Below are 19,502 nucleotides of genomic sequence, written 5' to 3'. Positions count from 1 at the left end.
CCTCAATCAACGTTCCTCATTGTTTCAGGAACAGCGATCCCGCCATATAGACGGTGAAGCCAACAATGAGTAAGGATTGATTCAAGGTGTTTTTCCCGGCTTTAGCATGGCTCCGTTCAATCAAGTCTTCCACAGCAGCCTGAATGTACATGCCTGTGGTTAACGCGAGAAATAGGTACTTGACCAGATCTGATTGATTCTTGGTCAGCCAATAGGATGTAACTGCTCCCGCTAAGCATAGGAAACCTAACAGAACGGCTACGAGCACCCGGAACTTTCGGCTGGTGTCTTGCTTTTTGAAGGAGGAGGTATTGATCAGCCCCTCCGGAGTGTCACCAATAAAAAGGCCGAGAACGACCAGAAGCGCAAAGTTTGGAGAGATATTGGCGCTTACGCCGATCGTGATTCCGTCTGCAAACATGTCAACCGCGACCGCGAAGAGAATCGTCCACTTGCCATTTTCTGACGTGAATCGATCAATAAGTCTATCCGATCCGATCGCGAGAAACCCTCCGATGAGAACGGCAATGAGAATAGGCCAGGAAGGCTGGGCCTTCAGAACCTCTGGGAGTATTTCGACACCGACCACGGCAAGCATCGTTCCGGCGATCCAATGCAATGCTGCTGCGGATACGCGATCCGAAAGGTTCTTTTTCTCCGAGATTAAAGTCCCAATGAGAATGCCGAGACCTGGCAACACCGCGAGACCCAGCATTTGCAAAAAGCCCATACTCCTCTCTCCCTGTATTCCTGCGAATGTACTATAAAGACCCACCCTTCCCACAGCGGTGAGACCGCTCTCAGTGGCGGTGAGGTTCGACCTCTTGGCCGCGGAGCCGTGACGGCGCCAGTTGACGAAATGGCCTTAACAGCTGACCCCAATAGTCTCTAGGATAGTCACGGTTCTGCAGGCTAACTTCCGCCGCTCCGAGCTTGCCGGCACTGTCGTAGAAGGTGTCGAGCAGATGATCCCAGCAGGAAAAACTCGCCGAAATTGACCTGGGCATCCTCGAACTCCCGCTTGTGATATCGGCGGTGCGTTTCTGCCACCCCGATCATAAAGCGTAGCGGCTCCAGCCGATAGCCCAGATTCGAGTGCTGGAATGCCAGATGAACCGTCAGGATGCCGAGCCAGGTCGCGACCACAGCCGAGGGCGCACCCAGCAGGAGCAGCGAGATGAGGCCGAGCCCGGCCATCAGCGCTGCATGAAGGGGTGACGGCGCTTGCCATTGAGCCAATACAGCCGCTCGGCGCTGTGGTGCGGGGCGTGCAGTCGCCAGAGCCAGCCGATGCGGTGGCTGGCACGATGCATCCCATACAGGCTGAGGTCCGACCCCGTGGCGACGAATAGAAGCTGAAGCCAGAGTGGGATTTCGACGGCAAAGAGGCGATAGGCACGGGGAATGGCATCACCGAGGCGCGCCCGCATTGTGGTGGTGATCTGGTGGGCGCCGTGTCGGTGTCAGTCCAGGTAACCGGCCCGCCCCAGAAAGAGGCGCAAGCCCGGCGAGATCCAGGCCGAGCCGCACCAACGAACGCTGAGAATGGGCGACACCAATTACCGACCCGCTGGTACCCGGGACGATCGTGTGCCCCGAAAAGTAGTAACGAGCAGCAACACCGCACCGAGGCAGATGCCCACGTCTGCCAAGTTGAACGCAGGTCACGAGCCTCGCCTACAGTAGACGGACGGGGATACAATCGGCGCGGGAGTGGCTGAGCTGCAACTCGAAGCGGCCGTCCTTGTGAATATCAGCAACGACGCTTGGTTCGGCAATTCGATCGGATCATACCAGCATTTCCAAATGGCCCGCATGCGGGCAACGAATACGGGTATGACGGACGCAGTCGATTACAAGGTGCGCGTGATGAATCAATTGCCTCCATACCAAACGGGCACTCTGACCTCAACCGGTGTTTGGCGAACTGGAGCGACCCCTTACGTGCGCTGGCTCGACTGGCCAGTGACGCGGCCAGTATCAGCGTAGTCGGGCTCGTCTGAGTGCGACGGCGTCAAAAAAGACTACGCCGCCTGCATGAGAATGACCAGATTGGATCCCATTAGTATGCACGCTTGACCCTGGAGCTATTCCACAGTTATTAATGAAGCGGAATGTTCCACAAAACCGGAGGGAGGTGTCGCCATGAAAGCTGGCTGTGACGGTCACTGCAGTGCTGAAACGCCGACTCCAGTCACATCTGCGGCCCGCGGGGCGACGGAAGGCGAAGCAACGCGGGCTAGCGTTTCCAACATACCTAAAATGGCTTGCCCATCCGAAGAATGAATGGTTCGTTTCGGTACGCCTAGACGGCTGGCTGCAGCTCTTGCTCGCGCTTAGTACGTTCGCCGAATGGCTGTGGCTGTGGAGGAATTGATCGCCAAGGTCGGTTATCTGCTACTCATCTCTCGTAATCGTGAGAGTGGCCTTCATATGAAGGCCAGTCGGATCTCCTCAGCAAACGACGTGCTTGCCAACAGCGGTGTCATTGTGGCGGGAGCACTGGTTGCCTGGACCGGATCGGGTTATCCAGACTTGGTGTATGGCCGCGTTCAATGGCGAGGGACGTGAGTCAGTGACTAACCAGTACTTCCTGCTCCGCCATGGCGCGGGTTCGGCGTCGATGCGCATCACTGATCAAGCAAGGATATTAAAGATGGACTTTATCCGTGTACAAAATCTTGAGATGCCCTTTAAAACGGCGATCTGCCACCTTAAGCAGGTCCTCAAACAGCAGGGTTTTTAGCAGACAGTTGACATTCAAGTAGTCAAAGAGACCATAGAAAGCAATGGGCACGAAGGAGCATACGTGTTAGCGTCTGACCTGAATACTCGACTTGCCGAGCGTGGGCTAGCGGTGGCACCTGAGGCCGAATTATTACTGACCACGACCTACATGGTGCGCGAGAGCGAGCGGGGAGCCGCGTCGGCGTGTTGGATCCGGAAGTTCTGGCCGGTGTGCCTGAAGGCGAGGCACTGCAGTCGATCGTTCAGGAGGTACAACAATGGATCAAGAACGTGTTCGATGCTCTGCTGACGGCGTCTCCGGAGAAGATTGGTCAATCATTGCAGGAGCAAGTGGAGCAGCAGCTCTATGAGGTGATGCTCGCGGCGATTGCATCGCTACCAAAGGACACACTGGCGCACACGGCAAGGAAATTTTCACTCTGGCGAAGGCCTATACGGCAGTGACCTCGTTAAAACGTACACAAGAAGTTGAACTTCACTTGGCCTAGGATCGGGTGAGGCAACTTCCAGACAGAGAGCCGTGACGCGTTCGCGACTGTCCCACAGTCGAATCCCCCTCCCACAGGAATACCACGGATTGGAGGCACTCATGTCAAACATCCCAAGCTCCCCATGGCCAGACAGCACACTGGCGCTGCTGTCGGACGGATACGAATTCATTTCGAAGCGCTGTCGACGTTACGATTCCGATTTGTTTGAAACCCGGCTCCTGCTGCAAAAGGTGATCTGCATGCAAGGGGAAGCCGCCGCTCAACTCTTTTACGACAACGACCGCTTTCAACGCCAGGGAGCCATGCCACAACGCGTGATCAAAACCCTCTTGGGCCAGGGCGGTGTCCAGGGACTGGACGGCGAAGCCCATCGCAGGCGCAAACAGATGTTTATGTCGCTGATGACGCCGGAGGGGATCCAGGACATAGCCGCCTTGACCGCCGAGCATTGGTGCGCCGCGATAATGACGTGGGAAAATCGGGATACGGTGGTGTTTTTCGAGGCTGTGAACGACATTCTGTGCCGTGCCAGCTGCCAATGGGCTGGCGTGCCTCTGCCTGAATCGCATGTGCAACAATTAACCAAGGATTTGGTCGCCATGGTCGAGGCACCCGCCGCGCTGGGATTGCGCCATTGGCAGGGCCGACTCGCCCGCAACCGCGCGGAACGATGGTTGGCACAAGGAGTCGATGACGTTCGCGCCCGAGTGTGTCCGGCCCTCGAAACCAGCGCGGCGCATGTCATGGCGTGGCAGCGGGACCAGGATGGGGAACTGCTGGATCGCAAGGTAATTGCGGTCGAACTGCTCAATATCATACGACCGATTGTGGCCATTGGCCGTTTCATCGTCTTTATGGCCTTGGCGCTGCATGAATATCCTCGGTACCGGCAAATGCTTCAAGCAGGCTCGGAGGAAGAACTGACCTGGTTCGTTCAGGAAGTTCGTCGGTTCTATCCTTTTTTTCCTGCCGTCGCCGCCGTGGTCAAACAGGAGTTTGTCTGGCAGGGGTACCGTTTCCCTCAGGGACGCTGGGTTCTCTTGGATCTTTACGGCACGGATCACGACCCCCGGTTATGGGAGCAGCCGGAGGCATTCCAACCGGAACGGTTTCGGTCTTGGAAAGGCAGCGCCTTCGACTTTATTCCGCAAGGAGGCGGTAATCACCACCAGCACCACCGTTGTGCGGGTGAGTGGATCACCATCGAACTGATGAAGGTGGCTTTGCGGGCACTGACGCAGGAGATGGAGTATGCGGTTCCGTCCCAGGATTTGCGGTTCAGTCTGTCGCAGGTTCCTGCCCTTCCCAAAAGCCGCTTTATCATCGGCAACGTGCGGGCGAAACCAAGGGCGTCGCGGGTTTAAGCGAGATGTGAGTCAGCCGAAAATCTCTGGAACCGCGCGTGTTGCCCCACGCCTAAAGAAGGCAGTTTTGCAGTGCCGGTTCTATCGATTTAGGCTACATTAAAAACCCTAAAGCGACTCCAGAGTTAAGCATTAGTTCAGGTGACGATCATGCGGCTCGGCGAAGTAGCCCAGCGCACCGGCTGTGAGATTGAAACCATCCGGTTCTACGAGAAGGAAAGCCTACTGGCCGCGCCTGCGCGGAGCACGTCCGGCTACCGCCGTTATCAAGCGTTGCACGTTGAGCAGCTACTGTTCATTCGCCATTGCCGCATCCTGGGTATGGGGTTGGTCCAGGTGCGGGTTTTGTTGGCGTTTCGCGCTCATCCGACGCGGGACTGTGGCGGTGGCAAAGAACTGCTGGACCGGCAAATCAACCGAATTCAACAGCAGATGGCTACCCTGCAGAGTCTGGAGCAGCAGTTGATCGCGCTACGCCGGCAATGCGGCGATCCGCAACAAGCCGACGACTGCCGAATCTTGAAAAACCTCGGCGAAACCCAATCCTGTGGAGACCACGAGTGATGCAAGCCACCATGCAGGCCCTTAAACACCAGATCGAAGCCCGTTTTTCGCAACTGCAAATCCGGCTGGCCCAGGGCGATACCCGCAGCCGGCGGGATGCCGCCTATGCCCTCTACGAGGAGCTGGGAGCGCTGCGTCAGCAGTATGCGGACCCTAGAACTTCGCACGCCGATGCCGTGGAAGGCCACGCCGTCGACGCCTTGCTGACCGACGCCAGCCACAAGGCCTGGAGCCTCTATAGCGCGTATCACCAGGAGTTACAAAACCAGTTGGAATGGGCGAGCACGCGCGAATATGAATAAGTACCATCTCGGTCGTGGCCGATTATGTCCCCCTCGCGACCGGGCCGTGCGCAGATGATCGATCTTTCCCGACTGGGTTGGTGAGCGCGTTCTTAGCCGGCGTCGTGTCCCTGTTATCGCCTTGCGTCCTGCCCCTGGTTCCGGCCTATTTGTCATGCATCGGTGGCAGCTCGCTGCCGGAAGGCGAGGCGACGGAGTCCAAGAGCCGCACGATCCCCTGGCAAACACTGTGATTTCCGCTGGGCTTGGCGACCGTCTTTACCGCGTTGGGGGGCAGCGCTTCCGCCGTGGTACGGTTGTTGATGGTACACCGAGAGATCATCACCTGGGTGGACGACGGCTATGTAATCGCCTTCGGCCTGGTCTTGCTCTCAATCTATTCAGCGGCACTCACCTTCACCGCTGGTCTTCTCACAGTCGCTGCCGTCGAAGAAATGCTATCCGAGTCTCATGAAAGTGGTGAGGACTCACACATCTCGATCATGGCCTTTGTGGGAGGATTTGTCCTTTTCGTTCTGGTGTCAGCGGGTCTGGAAGGACTATTGCCGAAGAGCTGACACTTTACGCGATAATACTGTATAAACGTACAGTTTTCTGCTAGGGTTCTGTTGTAGAGCAAGGGTGAGTTGCCAGCTCACCCTTGCCATGACCCACGGGTTGTGAACATCCCAAGACGGACGGTCGCCCCAGAATCAGGCTGAGTGAGATCTCTTGATGAGTCAGGTTTCCCCAAACAGTTTTCCTCAAGGAATCATCGCGAAGGGCCACACAGAGAAGAATTTCCAGTTCCTGGTTCTGTCGGGTAGTGCTTTGGCTCTAATTCAATCTCAGCTTGCCGACTTACCCACGTCCCAGCGGCGAAGCGCAAGTCGGGCACTGTTTTACTTCGAATGTCTCCTGTGGCTAATCAAACATCCCCCTATCACAAGCGCTCTGGACCTCCGAACCAACGCCTTTCTGAGCATTCAGCGCCTTTTCTATGGCGCACTTTACTCGAACTGTTTTCTGGCTGCTGAAGTAAAGTACTCAGGCAGACAGAGGCTTGTCCTGTACTTCTTTAAGCTCCTAGCTGGGTTGTCTAAAACGACTCCTATCAAGATTCTTGTGCATTCACACTTTACAGATAGCCAGGTCCGGGAATGCATCGCTCAATTTGAATCCATTCGGATTGACCCTGTGCGCGTAGCCAAGCTCACGGGGTGGCATGTCTCGGACAGAAACGCGGGCTCATTTCGATTAAAGATGGGAGCTGTCTTCGAGGTTCTGGGGCCTGATTTTACTAGGGACCTACACAAGGAGAGTAAGAAGCACGCTTTGGCCCATAGTCACTATGGTAACTACGTTAATGTGGTCTCGCGATTCGATGATTTCGTGCGCTGGTATGACAATGATCCGATAGACAGACAACCCTTAAGCCCTGAAGTGCTCCAAGTCCCAATCTTTGTTTATCAGCTTTTCTGGAGCTTTCAGCGCTGGCATTTCGAAGGGTACTCCGAGCGGAGCCAGACCCAACCGCCGAAACGGGTGTTGGCAAACCTTCAGCGTCAATGGATCAGAATCATCTGTTGGGCAAAGGCTGTTCTGGTTAGAGGCGGGCTTATGTCCTCCCCGCTCGGTGATGTGTGGCCCGAAGGGAGCAAGAAGCTCACTCGATCCCTCCATGAAGTAGGCCACCACCGGTATGCTGATGGTAAAGCTCTTGTATCCCAAAAGCTTTTGACCCAGATTCCGCTGTCGGTCACTGACAAGGAGGCAACGGAGCTTCTATTCAAGCAAATCGAAGGCGACTTCAACCAAGTCGTTCTATGGGCTCGGCGACAGATTGATCGCATAGCTCATCGTCTGAACGCTATCGATCAAGCCTGCGATCAAGGGGATCTGATAACGCTAGGTTCTCGAATATCTTCTCGGGCATATGGCCAGCCTGTGATGGCGATGAATAGCCTTATCAGGACAGTAAAAGAAACCCACAACGGATTTACAATCCTCGACCATGCCATGCGCGGCCACTTGGTGAGCGCAACGGGGATTTCTTTTTCAACGGCGGAGTTAGCCGCGAACCTGGCAATGCCGACGAAGTATGCGATTGCTCCCATCGCTATTTGGCTGGTGGCGCAGCAACCCGTGCTGACCGATGCGTCCCTGTTGGCATGCGAACTATTCGACCGAAATGGTAAGCGAACCGGGTTTGTCCGCACCGACTCAGGGGCTGTGCTTGTAGTGAAGAAAAATCGGAAAGGGAAGCAACAGGAGGTTGTACTGAGCGACGACGCAGCCTCTGTGGTAGAACTTCTTATCCAGATCACAGCCCCTGTCAGGAGTTATCTCAAGGAGAAAGGAGATGATGCCTGGCGACGATTGTTCATCGTCGCGGGCGGCCAGGGTTTTCAGGAACCCTACACCTTCACGAGCCAGACCAGCTTCGCCAAGACCCTCCGACAAAAAGCCTTTGTACAAGCTCATAGCGCCGAGTTAGGGGACCTGGTCACCGTATTGTCGCTGGCCCGGATAAGGGCTACCGCAGGTGTTCTCGTCTACCTCAAGTCGCTGAGCATCGAGAAAATGGCAGAGTCGCTAGGCAACTCGAAACGGGTTGCCATGAACCATTATCTGCCGCCTACCATCATGCAGTTTTTCCAGGAGCGGTGGGTCAGGATTTTCCAAAACGCGGTGATTGTCTACGCCATGAAGGACTCTCCTTTTCTGCTCGATGCGACGGACTTTAACAGCATGAGTGAGTTGGATCGGTTTCTTGAGGCACATGCCCTTCGACCGCTTCCTGAAGAACTGAAGGTAGGTAGCCAATCTGTTCTTTTGGACGATGTGGCAGCTGTACTGGGGGGTATTGAGGTCAATAAGACCGGAAATAATGCTCACCTTGACGTTCAGGCTCGTGCACTTGCTCAAGATGCTCTTGAGCGTGGAATAGAGATTGTTGAACAGATCAAGACCGCTGCGTAGTACATTCAACAGACCCTTTACTTGTGAAGGGTCTTTCACATTCAGGCTGAACCGATCACTGCTGTGCAACATCCCCCCTCTTTCACGGACATCCGGTAAGCGGATTTCTAGGGTTATCTATGCAGTGTCCCCCTTAGTGCGTTGATGACAATGGCAAGGCATCAGGACTATCTGTGCAACATCCCCCCCTCTTGCCCTGGGCCTGATACCAGGCGCCAGTTTTCTTTGTGTGCAGTATTCCCACCGGCCCAGTTTTGGGTCACCTGGTCCCCTACCTCCTTTCGAGACCTGTATTCCGCAGGAATGAGAGAGGAGATTGATCATGGGCAAGAGCACTGTGATTTATACCAAGATTGGTGAGCACCGTGGTAAGCAGCGTCTGTGGCTAGAAGGTAATCGGCTGGCGCGTACTGGGATCACACCAGGGCAGCGCTTCAACCTCGTTGCCGGCCGTAAGAGCCTGACCCTGCAATTTACAGAAGATGGTGCTTACAAGGTGTCGCGCAGAAAGCGTGGTGAGGTCGAGTTGCCAGTCATAGACATTACGGCAGCTGAGCTGGCGCAAGCGTTGGGCAAGGTAGAGAGGGTGCGTGTCGTCGTCAGGGGGAATCGTGTCGACATCACGATTCATCACCATGATCTTGCTGAATCTGATCGTATGGGTCGGCTACTGCAGTCCCTGACCAAGGGTGAGCCGCTTGAAATTGGTTCGATTGCACACGGTGCTGGAGTGCTTGATCACGCGATACATACTGGCCTTGTTGATGTCGGAATGCCCTCGCGCCTAGCCTTCGCTAATGAGCTGGAAGGTGCTTATCTGGAGGCATCATTGGCGAACAATCCTGTGTGGGACGAGGATAGCATTGCGATCCAAGGCCCGATGGAGGAAGTGGAGTGGCACAAGCTGCCGTTCATTCACCTCCTTTGCGCGGGTTTGCCGTGTACCGGGGCTAGCCTGTCAGGACGTGCGAAGAACAAGCTGGATCGGGCAGAAGCGCATGAGACAGCAGGTAGTCTCTTCATCGCTTTCATGAATACAATCCAGACTTTGCGCCCTGCTATGGTGCTACTGGAGAATGTCCCGCAGTACCAGACGACCGCCAGCATGACGGTCATTCGCAGCGTGTTGTCGAGCATTGGTTATGACGTGCATGAGACCATTCTGGATGGGTACGCGATGGGGTCACTGGAGCGGCGCAATCGGCTTTGCATGCTCGCAGTGAGTAAAGGCATTGAGGTCGATCTCGAAGCACTGGAGCCTGTACGTCAGCGTGAAACATTAATCGCTGAGGTATTGGAGCCGTTTCAGGCAGTCCAGGATCGCTTCAAGCCTTACAGCTACCTTGCCGACAAGGAAGCCAGGGATCTGGCCGCGGGTAAGGGCTTTCGTCGTCAGCTGCTCGATGGTTCAGAGGGAAGCCTCGGCACCATAGGGCGTGGTTACTCGAAGGCGCGCTCAACTGAGCCGTTTCTCCGACACCCAGACGATTCTGACCAGTCGCGACTATTGACCAAGGCAGAGCATGCCCGAGTCAAAACTGTCCCTGAGATGCTTGTTCAAGGGCTGTCTGAGACTGTCAGCCACGAACTACTGGGCCAAGGAGTGGTTCATTGTGCATTTCGCGCAGTGGGCCGCCTCATTGGCAACTGCTTGCATAGTATTGGTGAGCAGGACAAATATGCCTGGCAACAGAAGTGGCACAAGACGCATTCCGCGGCTTAGCCACACACTGAACTACTAGGCATCCTTCAAGCCCCACTCCGATTAATTGGAGTGGGGCTTTTCTCTGTTTAAGACTACTAACTGCCATTGTTTCGCATGCGGAACATTTATATTTGGTGGCAGTGTCTCCCCTACCTCTCCATAGCCGTCACTGGTCGCCCTATCTACTTGTGAGATCCGGGTGACCGGAAATGAGAGAGGAGCAGATCATGAGGAATAGTAACAAGTACGAAATTGCTGATGTGAAGCGTATTGCGGAAGGTCAATGGGATACTGTCTTTCAGGCACTGTGCCCCGAGCTGGAGCATGCACTTGCCCACCCGGGACATCACATCGATTGCCCGATACATGGTGGTAAGGAAGATTTCCGTCTCGATCGCGGTTTCAAGCAACGCGGTACGGCCATTTGCACTTGCGGTAACTGGGATGGTTTTAGCCTGCTCAAAGAGCTGAAAGGCTGGTCTCTTCCCGAAATACTGGAACAGGTCATGGGGGCTCTCGGTGAACAATCCGTTGAGCCGCTAGCGCCTACAGTATCTCGGCCGCCCCCACGGACGGTTGAGGAAAAGCAGGACATACGGCCAACGCTGCGCAAGCGCTGGGAAGAAGCTCTACCCCTGGGAAGGGGCGAAGGTCGCTTCATGCTGGCGAGCTACTTGCAGTTCCGCGGATTGCCTGTAAAGCCGATGCTTAGCGTTCTCGAGACGGAGGCACGCCTCCACCCTAGGATGGCCTACATCGAGAAAGGCAAAGTGGTTAGCTACTACCCTGCACTGATAACCATTGTCAGGGATGCGGCTGGAAAGCCTGTCACGATGCATAGGACGTATCTCAACCGCACAGAAAATGGTGTGGTTGAGAAGGCGCCTGTGAGCAAGGCTAAAAAGCTGTTCCCTGTGGTGAAGAATGGTGATGTCCACGGTGGTGCTATTCGACTAGGCACAGCTACAGCCGGCGTTATCGGTGTGGCTGAGGGCATTGAGACCTCGCTAGCTATTCGGGCTGCTACGGGAATGCCTGTCTGGCCGGTACTGTCAGCTTCCCTAATGAGGTCGTTCGAGCCGCCTGAGGGTGTCACGGAAGTGGTTATTTGGGCTGATCGTGACCTACCCGACAGGAAAGGACGTAAGGCTGGTCAGGACGCAGCGGAAGTGCTCCAGGCTCGGCTTTTAGAGAAAGGGATTCGAGCTTCGATAAAGATCCCTGATGCACCCAGCTCAACTGATGTGAGCGTTGATTGGGCTGATGTGTACACCAGTAGTGGGCTCACGGGATTTCCCCGGAAGAGCAAAGCTGCTTAACCCTTCAAACCCTTCAAACCCTTCTGACATCCATTATCAGGAGGGTTTTTTCATTTTCAGCATGATGGGATTCGGGAGGAAGGATGCATTTTTATATATTCGCTGAATCTGTTTGGGTCAAGCAGCTACTGATCACTTAGGTCATTTCACTCTACCTCGCTTGAAGCGCATTCCTGTGGCATTGGCGCTTTTTAGCGTGGATAGCATGCCTCCGGGCGGTGATTCTGTGCTCAAGGCTCTGAGCACAGAGTCCAAAGTTACCGCCCTATCTGTCATTCCATAACCAGCCTTGCTTTTATTATCTGTTATTCGTTCTGAGACCAAGGTTATATGGGGCCTAGGGAATGATTCTAGTTCCCTTGCGTGGTGCATCACTTCTCCCTACTTTCTTTTAAATTAAACGTTTGTTTGATCTATCCGCTGGATCGTGTCACTTCCGCGGGGTTGCCACTCCTCTCGGTAATCTCAATACCACCTCCCGTTTGTCTGTCAGTAGCGCCCCTACCTCTCATGAGACCCCGATACCTGGGGGATGAGAGGAGAGCACGTTATGAATCGCAGTGACTCGATCGCCAGAATCGGCAAAGCCCTGGCTTCAGTGCAGGCTGAGCTTGGTGGTCTGATCGCACCGGATTCTACGAATCCGATGTACGACAACCGCTATGCAAGCCTCGCAATTATAATCGGCAGCATTCGTGCAGTCTTGAATAAGTTTGAAATTGCACTGGTTCAGGCACCTGTGCCCGGAACAGTGGGGGCTGTGGTGATGGAGACCATGCTCATTCATGGCCCTTCTGGGGAGTACATTGGCTCTTACTGTGAGATGCCCGTTGAGACCCTTGATAGCCATGGTGTGGCGTCAGCCCAGACGTATGCACGTCGCTATGGGTTGATGGCTCTTCTAGGCCTTGCTCAAGGCCCGGACGATGATGGAAATGCTGCCAATAACGCCGCTGTGGAATCCTCAGTGCTTCTCTCCCAAGGAGAGCCTGAGCCATCAGAGCAGCGGGTATCGAACGGTCACCGTTTGGCATCGCCCGAAGCGATTCTAGCGGAGATTGAAAACTCAGATGTTGAGCGATTGGTTTCGGCCGAACGCTGGGTCAATAGCGCTCAACTGGATGCACACCTGTCAGCTCGGCTCAAGGGAGCGATCGCACAGCGACGCCGAATTATCCAGCGACAGCAATCCCAACATGCTTAACCTTCCATAGCCCCATCCCTTTGTGGTGTTGGGGCTTTTTCGCGTGCATGACACAGGTATTTGGAGGCAGCTTGACCGGGAACGCTCATCGATTATTCGGCCTGGCGCTTGGCGCATCGGCTGGTGCGATTATGACCCCCTTTTATGGTGGGATGTCTGCGCTGGCAGTGGCGGCGATGGCGCTGCCTGGATCAACGGCACCTGACTGGCTGGAGATCCGCATTGGTCCAGCCACGCTCATACCCCATAGGACTGTGACCCACTGGTTGCTCCCTTGGCTAGGGCTGGCAGTGGCATCAGCCGTTTGGCTACCTGATGCGCCATTGCTTGCCGCCCTTCTCTTTGGTTTCTCGGTTGGTGGGCTCTCTCACGTCATTGGAGATGCTGGCACCCCTTTGGGAGTGCCTGTGTGGCACCCCGCCAAACGCCATTCCCTGAAGCTGTGGGATGGCGGCACTTCAGAATTTTGGCCCGTGCTGTTGGCCTGGGCCATTGCCGCGATATTGATACGGAGCCTTGTGCTATGAAACACATGACCGCTGGCCCTTTGCCGGCGCCATTTCTGCAGCTAATGCTGGCGCTTTTGCTAACGCTGAGTTGGACCGCTATAGCCCAGCCTGGTGGGGACCGAGGGCAAGCCTGTCTTGATAGCAATAATGCTCGCGAATGCGGTTGGTTCTGGGGGCACTTAGATGATGATGAGGAAGAAGAGCCCGAAGAGCCCCCAGTCGAGATACCGATGGCCAAGGCGTCTGAAGAGGAGCTGGATTGTACGGACCCAGAACAGTGGGAGCCCTCTTGTGGTTTTGTCGACCCAGAGGGGAGCTTCGAGTTTCAAGCCAAGCAGCGCGACATGCTGCTTAACCAGTCTGTGATGAACCCCAACAATCCAGAGACAGTCGAGGCCTTTCAGCGGTATATGCGATGGGCCGTCGACCAAGCCATCACAATGTCGAGGATGTGGGAGTGGAATCAGATCCAAAACCAGGACCTCAACCCCCTCGTACATAGCCCCGTCTCCTCCTTTGGGCTTCGTGCAGCGTCACGAGCACGCGATGGCAAGCGCAACGCGGTCATGGAAGAGATAGATGACCAGAATGGGTTTCTCGTCTGGTTTACCCGGTCTAGCTGCCAATTCTGTCATGACATGCAACCAGTTATGAGGCAGCTCGAACGACGTACTGGGCTCACCATTTACAACGCCCCACTTGATGGGGGGTGCATGCCAGAGTTCTCGAACAGCTGCGATACCACAGGACGCTCAGTAGAGGCTGCTGGCCACCTTGCCGTCGAAGCGGTACCGGACCTCTGGCTTTACCTGCCACAGGATGATCTTTGGTTCCGCGTCTCCAGTGGTGTTGAAGCAGCGCAGCGGATTACCTCGAGGATTGAGGTCTTCTTTGGTGCTATCCAACGAGCAGCAGAAAAGGGCCTCGAGGCGGTTGGTGATGGCACGAGTCCTCCCGTTGATTTCAGCGTCCCCGACATGCTGGAACGGTCATCCGGTGGCCTCGGCGCCGGCATTCCCCAAGGAGTTGAGTAATGTTCTCCAGAAACAAATTGGTAACCATGGTGGCAACAGCCGTGATCAGCGGAATGTCGATAACGGCTACCACAAGCCTGGCTGAAGCCAACGCACTCGAAAATGCGTTTGACCGGCTATCCAGTGCCGGAGGCGGCTTCAGTAGCTCAAACAGCGCGGCGTCGTTTGAGACCAGGACACGGCATGGATACACGGCCGGGGGGTTGACCATGCGGTTTTCTCAGAACCGCTACTCGCTAGTCAACATGGACCCGCCGCGGCTAGACGTAGGCTGCAATGGCATCGACGCGCATTTTGGTGGCTTCTCCTATATCGACAGTGAGCAGATCCAGCAGATGTTGGAGCAAATCGCCCAAGGGGTTGTAGCCCTCTCCTTCCAGCTCGCGCTCAAACAGCTCTGCCCTATTTGTGGGGATGTGCTTGAGTTCGCACAACGCATGGCACAGGCGGCGGCGAAACTATCCCAGGACAGCTGTGAGGCTGCTACCGCACTGGTTGAGGGGTTCCCTGACTACTCCGGCGAATTAGGGAATCTATGGTGTAGTTCGGTAGGGATGTTTGAGGGCGTGGAAAGTGACTGGCTGGCAGCCCAGCAGGACACTTGTGATAGCAAATCGGATTCGGGCCGCGAAGTGCGAGACCACCTCAGCAACAATCCCGGGGATCGCGCACTGGCCTTAGAGCTTGATGGCAACCGCACATGGCTAGGCCTTCAAGAAGCAGGTATTGCCCCTGGGCGAGATGGCAGCAACAACATGGGGGCAGAGAACAAGATATTTGCCGAGCTATTGATGAGTTGGATTGGTACTGAGGTTCGCAACAAAGGGGGTAGTGGCGACTCGAACACCTTTTCGCCAACCATCGAAACTGCCGATGCGATGCTGGACATATTCCTGTGCGGAAGTGATAAAGCCTCGCCGACCGTCATTGAATACGCTGACTTCGTGAACAGCTTTTGCGAGGACAAGGTATGGTCAGGCGCCTCAGGCCAGGCCGCCGAGATTTATACTTGTAGCAACAGTGATCTGAGAGACTGTTGGAACCCGAACAAAGCAAAGGTTGAGGATATATCACTAGGCCACGGCTTTTTGACCACGGTGATTATGGAATTGGAAGGTGCGGTTAAGAACGTTGCCAGTGGCACCCCGCTGACCGCTTCTCAAAAGGCCATTATTGCTGCAGCGCCCTTCCCGCTCTATCAAGCAGTTAATGTTGCAGCGACCTACCCGGACCTTGCCTACGACCTAGTAGTTGGTAACTCGACCATTCTGTCTTACATGATCTCCATTGAGTACATTCGCTATGCCGTCCAGGCAACGGCTAAGACATCGATGACATCATCCTTGCCGGGTGAGATCTTGCGCGAATTCCGCGAGGCCCAGAATGAGCTAGTTGTCATGACCTCCCAGAAGGCTCAGCAAATTAACCTTATGGCTGAGACTCAGGAAAACATAATGAGCCAGGTTGACAAGATCAACCGCGCCACGTTGCGAAATCTTCATGCCATGGGTCTATCCGGCATGGATTTCGCTCGTGATATGGCTCGGGAGGTGGACTGATGAAATGGCTTGTTCCTGCCCTTGTAGCTATTGGATTGGTCGCTGTTCCGGGGCTAGCAATCGCAGAGACCATGACGCCTGCAAGTGGTGACACTTGGACATTTTATGGCTATGGCAATGGTTATGCGCTGGCGCAAATACTGGAGGCGATTAAACGCCTGACTGACCCTGACTCAAACCCTGGGTTCAGGAACTTGGCGCTGTTCTTGGCGATGGCCGGCTTCCTTGCGATGTGCTTTACGGGAATCCTGGGTGGAAGTCTGCAAAAGGTGGCCATGTATTTTGCCGGCATGATTCTTACTGTCTACATGCTGTTCTCTTTGAAGGTCGATATTCTTATTGAAGACATGGTGTGGGATGGCGTTGGGTCGCCCCAATTCATTCAACGAATTGAAGGCGTTCCGGCAGCCATCGGTCTTCCTGCTGTTGTCATCTCAGAGATAGGGATGTGGGCTACAAACGGCATTGAAACTAACTTCACGACGCCAAACTTCGAGAATCTACGTATTTCAAAGGGGGCTCCCGTTGGCATGGCGGCAAGCATGCTGAATGACATGAAGAAGATTCGCCTGACTGATCCGTACCTGCGATCAAGCATTCAAAGTTTCATGAATGACTGTGCGTTGCCGAATATTTTTAGCGGCAAAATCTCCCCGGTGACGCTAATTACCTCACAAAATGCATGGGGGGTTTTAGGCAATAACCTGAACCGGGCAGTTTATACCGTCGTTTATGACTCGACCGATCTAAATGGTGGCATGCAGGCTTGTGACGAGGCCTACGCGAGCATTGACAACCGTTTGCAGACTGCAGCTCCCGCGTTATTGAACGGCATGAGGGAAGCATCCCCTTTCTGGCTTCAGCAGGCAGCAGGATCAACAGCGCTCGCACAAGCCGCTTTGGATGATTCGTTTCGCTGGGCTTCAGGTGGGAGTGCCGTTCAGGACGCCACAGGGCTTGCCACACAAGCCGCAATCGCAGAAATGTACTCTGGCACCTATGAATACGCAGCAATGGCCACAGGCTCCAACGAGCTGATCTCAGCCTTGAATATGGAGCAGGCTCGACGTGCCCAGCAATCTGGATGGTATAGCACAGCTATTCTCTTCCGGGATATGGCGGGCTATTTCTTCGCTATCCTTCAGGCATTCGTGATTGGGCTGGCGCCGATTGTGTTTGCTGCGGTGCTGGTCCCCGGCTTAGGCAAGAAGATGGGCACCTCGTATGCCCAGGTGATGACCTGGCTCATTTTATGGTGGCCAGGGCTCGCAATCGTGAACTACATCATGATGCTCTATTTCCAGGGTCAGACAGCGGGATACCTCGCTGATGGTCTCACCATGGCCAATATGAGCGCAGTTAGCGATATGTCGGACAAGATGGTAATGGCCTCAGGTTTTATGTCCACCTTAGTACCCGCCATCATGTGGGGGTTAGTATCTGGTAGCGGTTACGCCTTCACTTCTGTCCTGGACAGGGCATCTGGTAGTCAACAAGCGGCGACAGCAGCGAACAACATGTCTACAGGTGCAGCCTCGGCTGGCCAGGTAAGCATGAACAACGCGAACATGAATGCTCACCAAACCTCTCACCGCTACAGCTCTGGGGAAGAGGTATCGGCACACCATGTCGGCGTTGGGGCATCTCAAGTTACGAATATGAGCGGGCAGGATACGAACGTAGGCCTAAGAGCGGCAGACATGAGGGAGAGCCTATCTAAGTCGCAGGCATTTAGTGAAGCGACCCAGAGAACAGAAGAAGCGAAACAGTCATTTAGCCAACAATCCCAGAATATGATGACTGATACCTTCAGATCGGCTACCCAATACGCCCAAGACCAAGGGTTTGTAGCTGACGGCTCGGTTGACTGGTCAAGGATGTCTCAGGATCAGCAAGGGCAACAATATATGTCTGAGCTGTCTGCTACTAGGCAAGTTATGGAGCAGGCCGGATTATCGGAAAGGGAAATTAATGATGTTACTTCGCATGCGGCCGGAAAGGCCTCAATCGAAGCTGGGGGTAAAACAGAGGTTGGTCTTTCACTTAATGCGGGTGCTAGCGCTTATGCAAGGACATCTGTACAGGGCGAAGTCGGGGTCCGTGGTTCAGACACTAGCCAAGACACGACCGAAGAATCTATGAGCCTGAGCCAATCAGATACTGGGAAGCTATCTTTCTCTGAAAATGGTGCAGTTCAAGTTGTAGGTCAAGACGGCAGCCGATATTCAGAAAAAGTATCCCAGAGCGAATCTCGACAGGTACTTGAGGGGCGGGTCGGTGAAGACCGCGCCTCTATGCTCTATGCGGCCTCAAACGATTATCAGGAAGCTGTCCAGGTTCAACAGCAAGCACGCGAGGAATATGTTGCAAGTCGCAGTGGCTCGATCCCTACTCCCGCCAGCCCACAGACTATTTCGGCTATGCGTAGCGATGCCAATGATCTACGAGGTGAGGTTGAACAGCGACAGAATACCGATCGTGCTGAAGTTGCCGGGCGTGAGAATGCTGTAAGTGGCAGTGTCGGCGCAAATACAAGCGATGTGGGCGCACGAGCAGCAACGGCAACTGAAGTCACCACACCGATAGAGAGAGGCGGTGTAAGTTCACTATCGGTTGATTCCAGCGAACGGCTAGGGACGATCCAAGGTAATGCGCAAGCGGACGTTGAAAGGCCAGATGCTTATCATGTGATCGATACAGGAGGTAGCTTTTCTGTCGCTGATCGTAGGGCGATCGATGCCGCTGACCAACAAAATGCGGATGCTCTCATTACCGGAGGCGAACGATCCAATATACAGATCGGAGATGACACCTTCGTTCCAACCTACTACGAGAACAATCAGGCAGTTTATGCTGTTGAGCGTGAAGGAGGGCATGCATATTACACGTATGGAGGGGATGGCGAATTTGAGTCGGCCAGCTCTCCTATGCCGTCTACTCAAGAGCAAATCGATTCTCAGGCCAATAATGGCTCAACCCAGAATGCTACGGCCGCTACGATCAATCGCGGCCAGGTGCGTCGAGGTTCTGAATCAACGGAAGAGCCTTCCCCTAACCAAGGGTCAGATATTGATCCGCGAGAATTAATGGGCACCCGCCCATAAGAAAAAGGCCCCTTGCGAGGGGCCTTTCTTCATGCATTTTTAATGATCCGTTTGAACCTCAACATCGCCCTGGTCTGGAATATAAGAACCAGAGCATACCCTGCCCAAATAAAGGGAAGCACTTTGCCAGGGGCACTATCCCATGTGAAATAGGTAAATATTAATAGGCTTGGAATTATTACTAAGTTCACCATCAGAAATACGTATATGTTCTGTTTGGCTCTCCACCTAGCGGCACGTACAACATCTTCTTCTTCTGCACCGATCAAGTGTTGAAGCTCATTGACTACGAAAGAACCCTTGGGTTTCCGGGCGGCACTTTGGCGGGCTGCGATCGCACGTTGGCGGCGAGCTTTGCGATTATTGTTAGCCATTTCGACCTCCCAGCGATCGACGCAATTACCTTACTGTTGTGTAATAATACCATACGACGATTTCAATCGTACAGCATGAAGCGGCTATTTTCTCATCTTTTCTGCTGGGTCAAAGTATGAGCGCTTATGACATAAGTGGATAACAAGGTCGATATGGGCATGAATTATCGTCTTGGCAAGCCAAAGAATATATCCCCCAGCGAATTTCAATACCTCGCCGGTTCCCTTGGATATAATGTCCATGAGCGGCCTAAAGACTTCTTT

Annotated in this window: 18 protein-coding genes and 1 pseudogene; 14 read left to right on the top strand and 5 right to left on the bottom strand. The window is 54.3% G+C overall.

Annotated features, from left to right (window positions below; translation table 11 throughout):
• Positions 1-16: 16 nt before the first annotated feature.
• The 4 genes from ELY38_RS08550 to ELY38_RS19180 all read right to left on the bottom strand — a co-directional run bounded on the left by ELY38_RS08550 (position 17) and on the right by ELY38_RS19180 (position 1,668).
• Positions 17-730, bottom strand: coding sequence for a ZIP family metal transporter (locus ELY38_RS08550; RefSeq protein WP_127061376.1), 714 nt, complete (start codon positions 728-730; stop codon positions 17-19).
• A gap of 70 nt (positions 731-800) precedes the next feature.
• Complete coding sequence (locus tag ELY38_RS19360; RefSeq protein WP_246009100.1) at positions 801-1,007, bottom strand: hypothetical protein; 207 nt, start codon at positions 1,005-1,007, stop codon at positions 801-803.
• A 189-nt stretch (positions 1,008-1,196) separates the two neighbouring features.
• Positions 1,197-1,313, bottom strand: a complete 117-nt coding sequence (locus tag ELY38_RS19650) for a sterol desaturase family protein (RefSeq protein ID WP_422822321.1) — start codon at positions 1,311-1,313, stop codon at positions 1,197-1,199.
• A gap of 97 nt (positions 1,314-1,410) precedes the next feature.
• Positions 1,411-1,668: a hypothetical protein gene (locus tag ELY38_RS19180; protein WP_222845132.1), complete on the bottom strand. Its 258-nt coding sequence runs from the start codon at positions 1,666-1,668 to the stop codon at positions 1,411-1,413.
• A 684-nt stretch (positions 1,669-2,352) separates the two neighbouring features.
• Between ELY38_RS19180 and ELY38_RS08540 the strand changes: the two are divergent.
• The 14 genes and pseudogenes from ELY38_RS08540 to ELY38_RS08470 all read left to right on the top strand — a co-directional run.
• Positions 2,353-2,571 (top strand): annotated as a pseudogene (locus ELY38_RS08540) (cation transporter); the annotation flags it as partial.
• 360 nt (positions 2,572-2,931) lie between these two features.
• A complete protein-coding gene (locus ELY38_RS08535) occupies positions 2,932-3,192 on the top strand; it encodes a hypothetical protein (protein WP_127061374.1) in 261 nt (86 codons plus the stop codon).
• 145 nt (positions 3,193-3,337) lie between these two features.
• Positions 3,338-4,603, top strand: a complete 1,266-nt coding sequence (locus ELY38_RS08530) for a CYP152 family fatty-acid peroxygenase CypC (protein WP_127061372.1) — start codon at positions 3,338-3,340, stop codon at positions 4,601-4,603.
• A gap of 150 nt (positions 4,604-4,753) precedes the next feature.
• Positions 4,754-5,167 (top strand): MerR family transcriptional regulator, encoded by a 414-nt coding sequence (locus ELY38_RS08525; RefSeq protein WP_127061370.1) that lies wholly within the window; start codon positions 4,754-4,756, stop codon positions 5,165-5,167.
• Entirely contained in the window at positions 5,167-5,469 is a 303-nt protein-coding gene (locus ELY38_RS08520) for a hypothetical protein (protein WP_127061369.1), read from the top strand. Before ELY38_RS08525 ends, ELY38_RS08520 begins: the two co-directional genes overlap by 1 nt.
• Before the next feature lie 245 nt (positions 5,470-5,714).
• A complete protein-coding gene (locus tag ELY38_RS19350; RefSeq protein WP_246009099.1) occupies positions 5,715-6,026 on the top strand; it encodes a hypothetical protein in 312 nt (103 codons plus the stop codon).
• Positions 6,027-6,183: 157 nt separating this feature from the next.
• Positions 6,184-8,430: a hypothetical protein gene (locus ELY38_RS08505; RefSeq protein ID WP_127061367.1), complete on the top strand. Its 2,247-nt coding sequence runs from the start codon at positions 6,184-6,186 to the stop codon at positions 8,428-8,430.
• Positions 8,431-8,752: 322 nt separating this feature from the next.
• Positions 8,753-10,153 (top strand): DNA cytosine methyltransferase, encoded by a 1,401-nt coding sequence (locus tag ELY38_RS08500; protein ID WP_127061366.1) that lies wholly within the window; start codon positions 8,753-8,755, stop codon positions 10,151-10,153.
• 209 nt (positions 10,154-10,362) lie between these two features.
• Entirely contained in the window at positions 10,363-11,454 is a 1,092-nt protein-coding gene (locus ELY38_RS08495; protein ID WP_185858948.1) for a DUF7146 domain-containing protein, read from the top strand.
• 550 nt (positions 11,455-12,004) lie between these two features.
• Complete coding sequence (locus ELY38_RS08490) at positions 12,005-12,658, top strand: ERF family protein (protein WP_185858947.1); 654 nt, start codon at positions 12,005-12,007, stop codon at positions 12,656-12,658.
• 71 nt (positions 12,659-12,729) lie between these two features.
• A complete protein-coding gene (locus tag ELY38_RS08485) occupies positions 12,730-13,185 on the top strand; it encodes a metal-dependent hydrolase (protein WP_127061361.1) in 456 nt (151 codons plus the stop codon).
• Positions 13,182-14,201 carry a conjugal transfer protein TraF gene (gene traF, locus ELY38_RS08480; protein WP_127061359.1) on the top strand — a complete coding sequence of 340 codons (1,020 nt, stop codon included), beginning with the start codon at positions 13,182-13,184 and terminating at the stop codon, positions 14,199-14,201. The genes ELY38_RS08485 and traF overlap by 4 nt, the downstream gene beginning before the upstream one ends.
• Positions 14,201-15,760 (top strand): conjugal transfer protein TraH, encoded by a 1,560-nt coding sequence (locus tag ELY38_RS08475; RefSeq protein ID WP_127061357.1) that lies wholly within the window; start codon positions 14,201-14,203, stop codon positions 15,758-15,760. Before traF ends, ELY38_RS08475 begins: the two co-directional genes overlap by 1 nt.
• Positions 15,760-18,864, top strand: coding sequence for a conjugal transfer protein TraG N-terminal domain-containing protein (locus tag ELY38_RS08470; RefSeq protein ID WP_127061355.1), 3,105 nt, complete (start codon positions 15,760-15,762; stop codon positions 18,862-18,864). The genes ELY38_RS08475 and ELY38_RS08470 overlap by 1 nt, the downstream gene beginning before the upstream one ends.
• 29 nt (positions 18,865-18,893) lie before the next feature.
• On the opposite strand, the gene ELY38_RS08465 is transcribed toward ELY38_RS08470, so the two are convergent.
• On the bottom strand, positions 18,894-19,238 hold the full coding sequence (locus ELY38_RS08465; RefSeq protein WP_113270628.1) for a hypothetical protein: 345 nt from the start codon (positions 19,236-19,238) through the stop codon (positions 18,894-18,896).
• Positions 19,239-19,502: the final 264 nt, after the last annotated feature.

It is taken from the genome of Vreelandella nanhaiensis (assembly GCF_003990185.1).
Classification (GTDB): Bacteria; Pseudomonadota; Gammaproteobacteria; order Pseudomonadales; family Halomonadaceae; genus Vreelandella; species Vreelandella nanhaiensis.
This window is presented reverse-complemented; position numbering and strand designations above follow the sequence as displayed.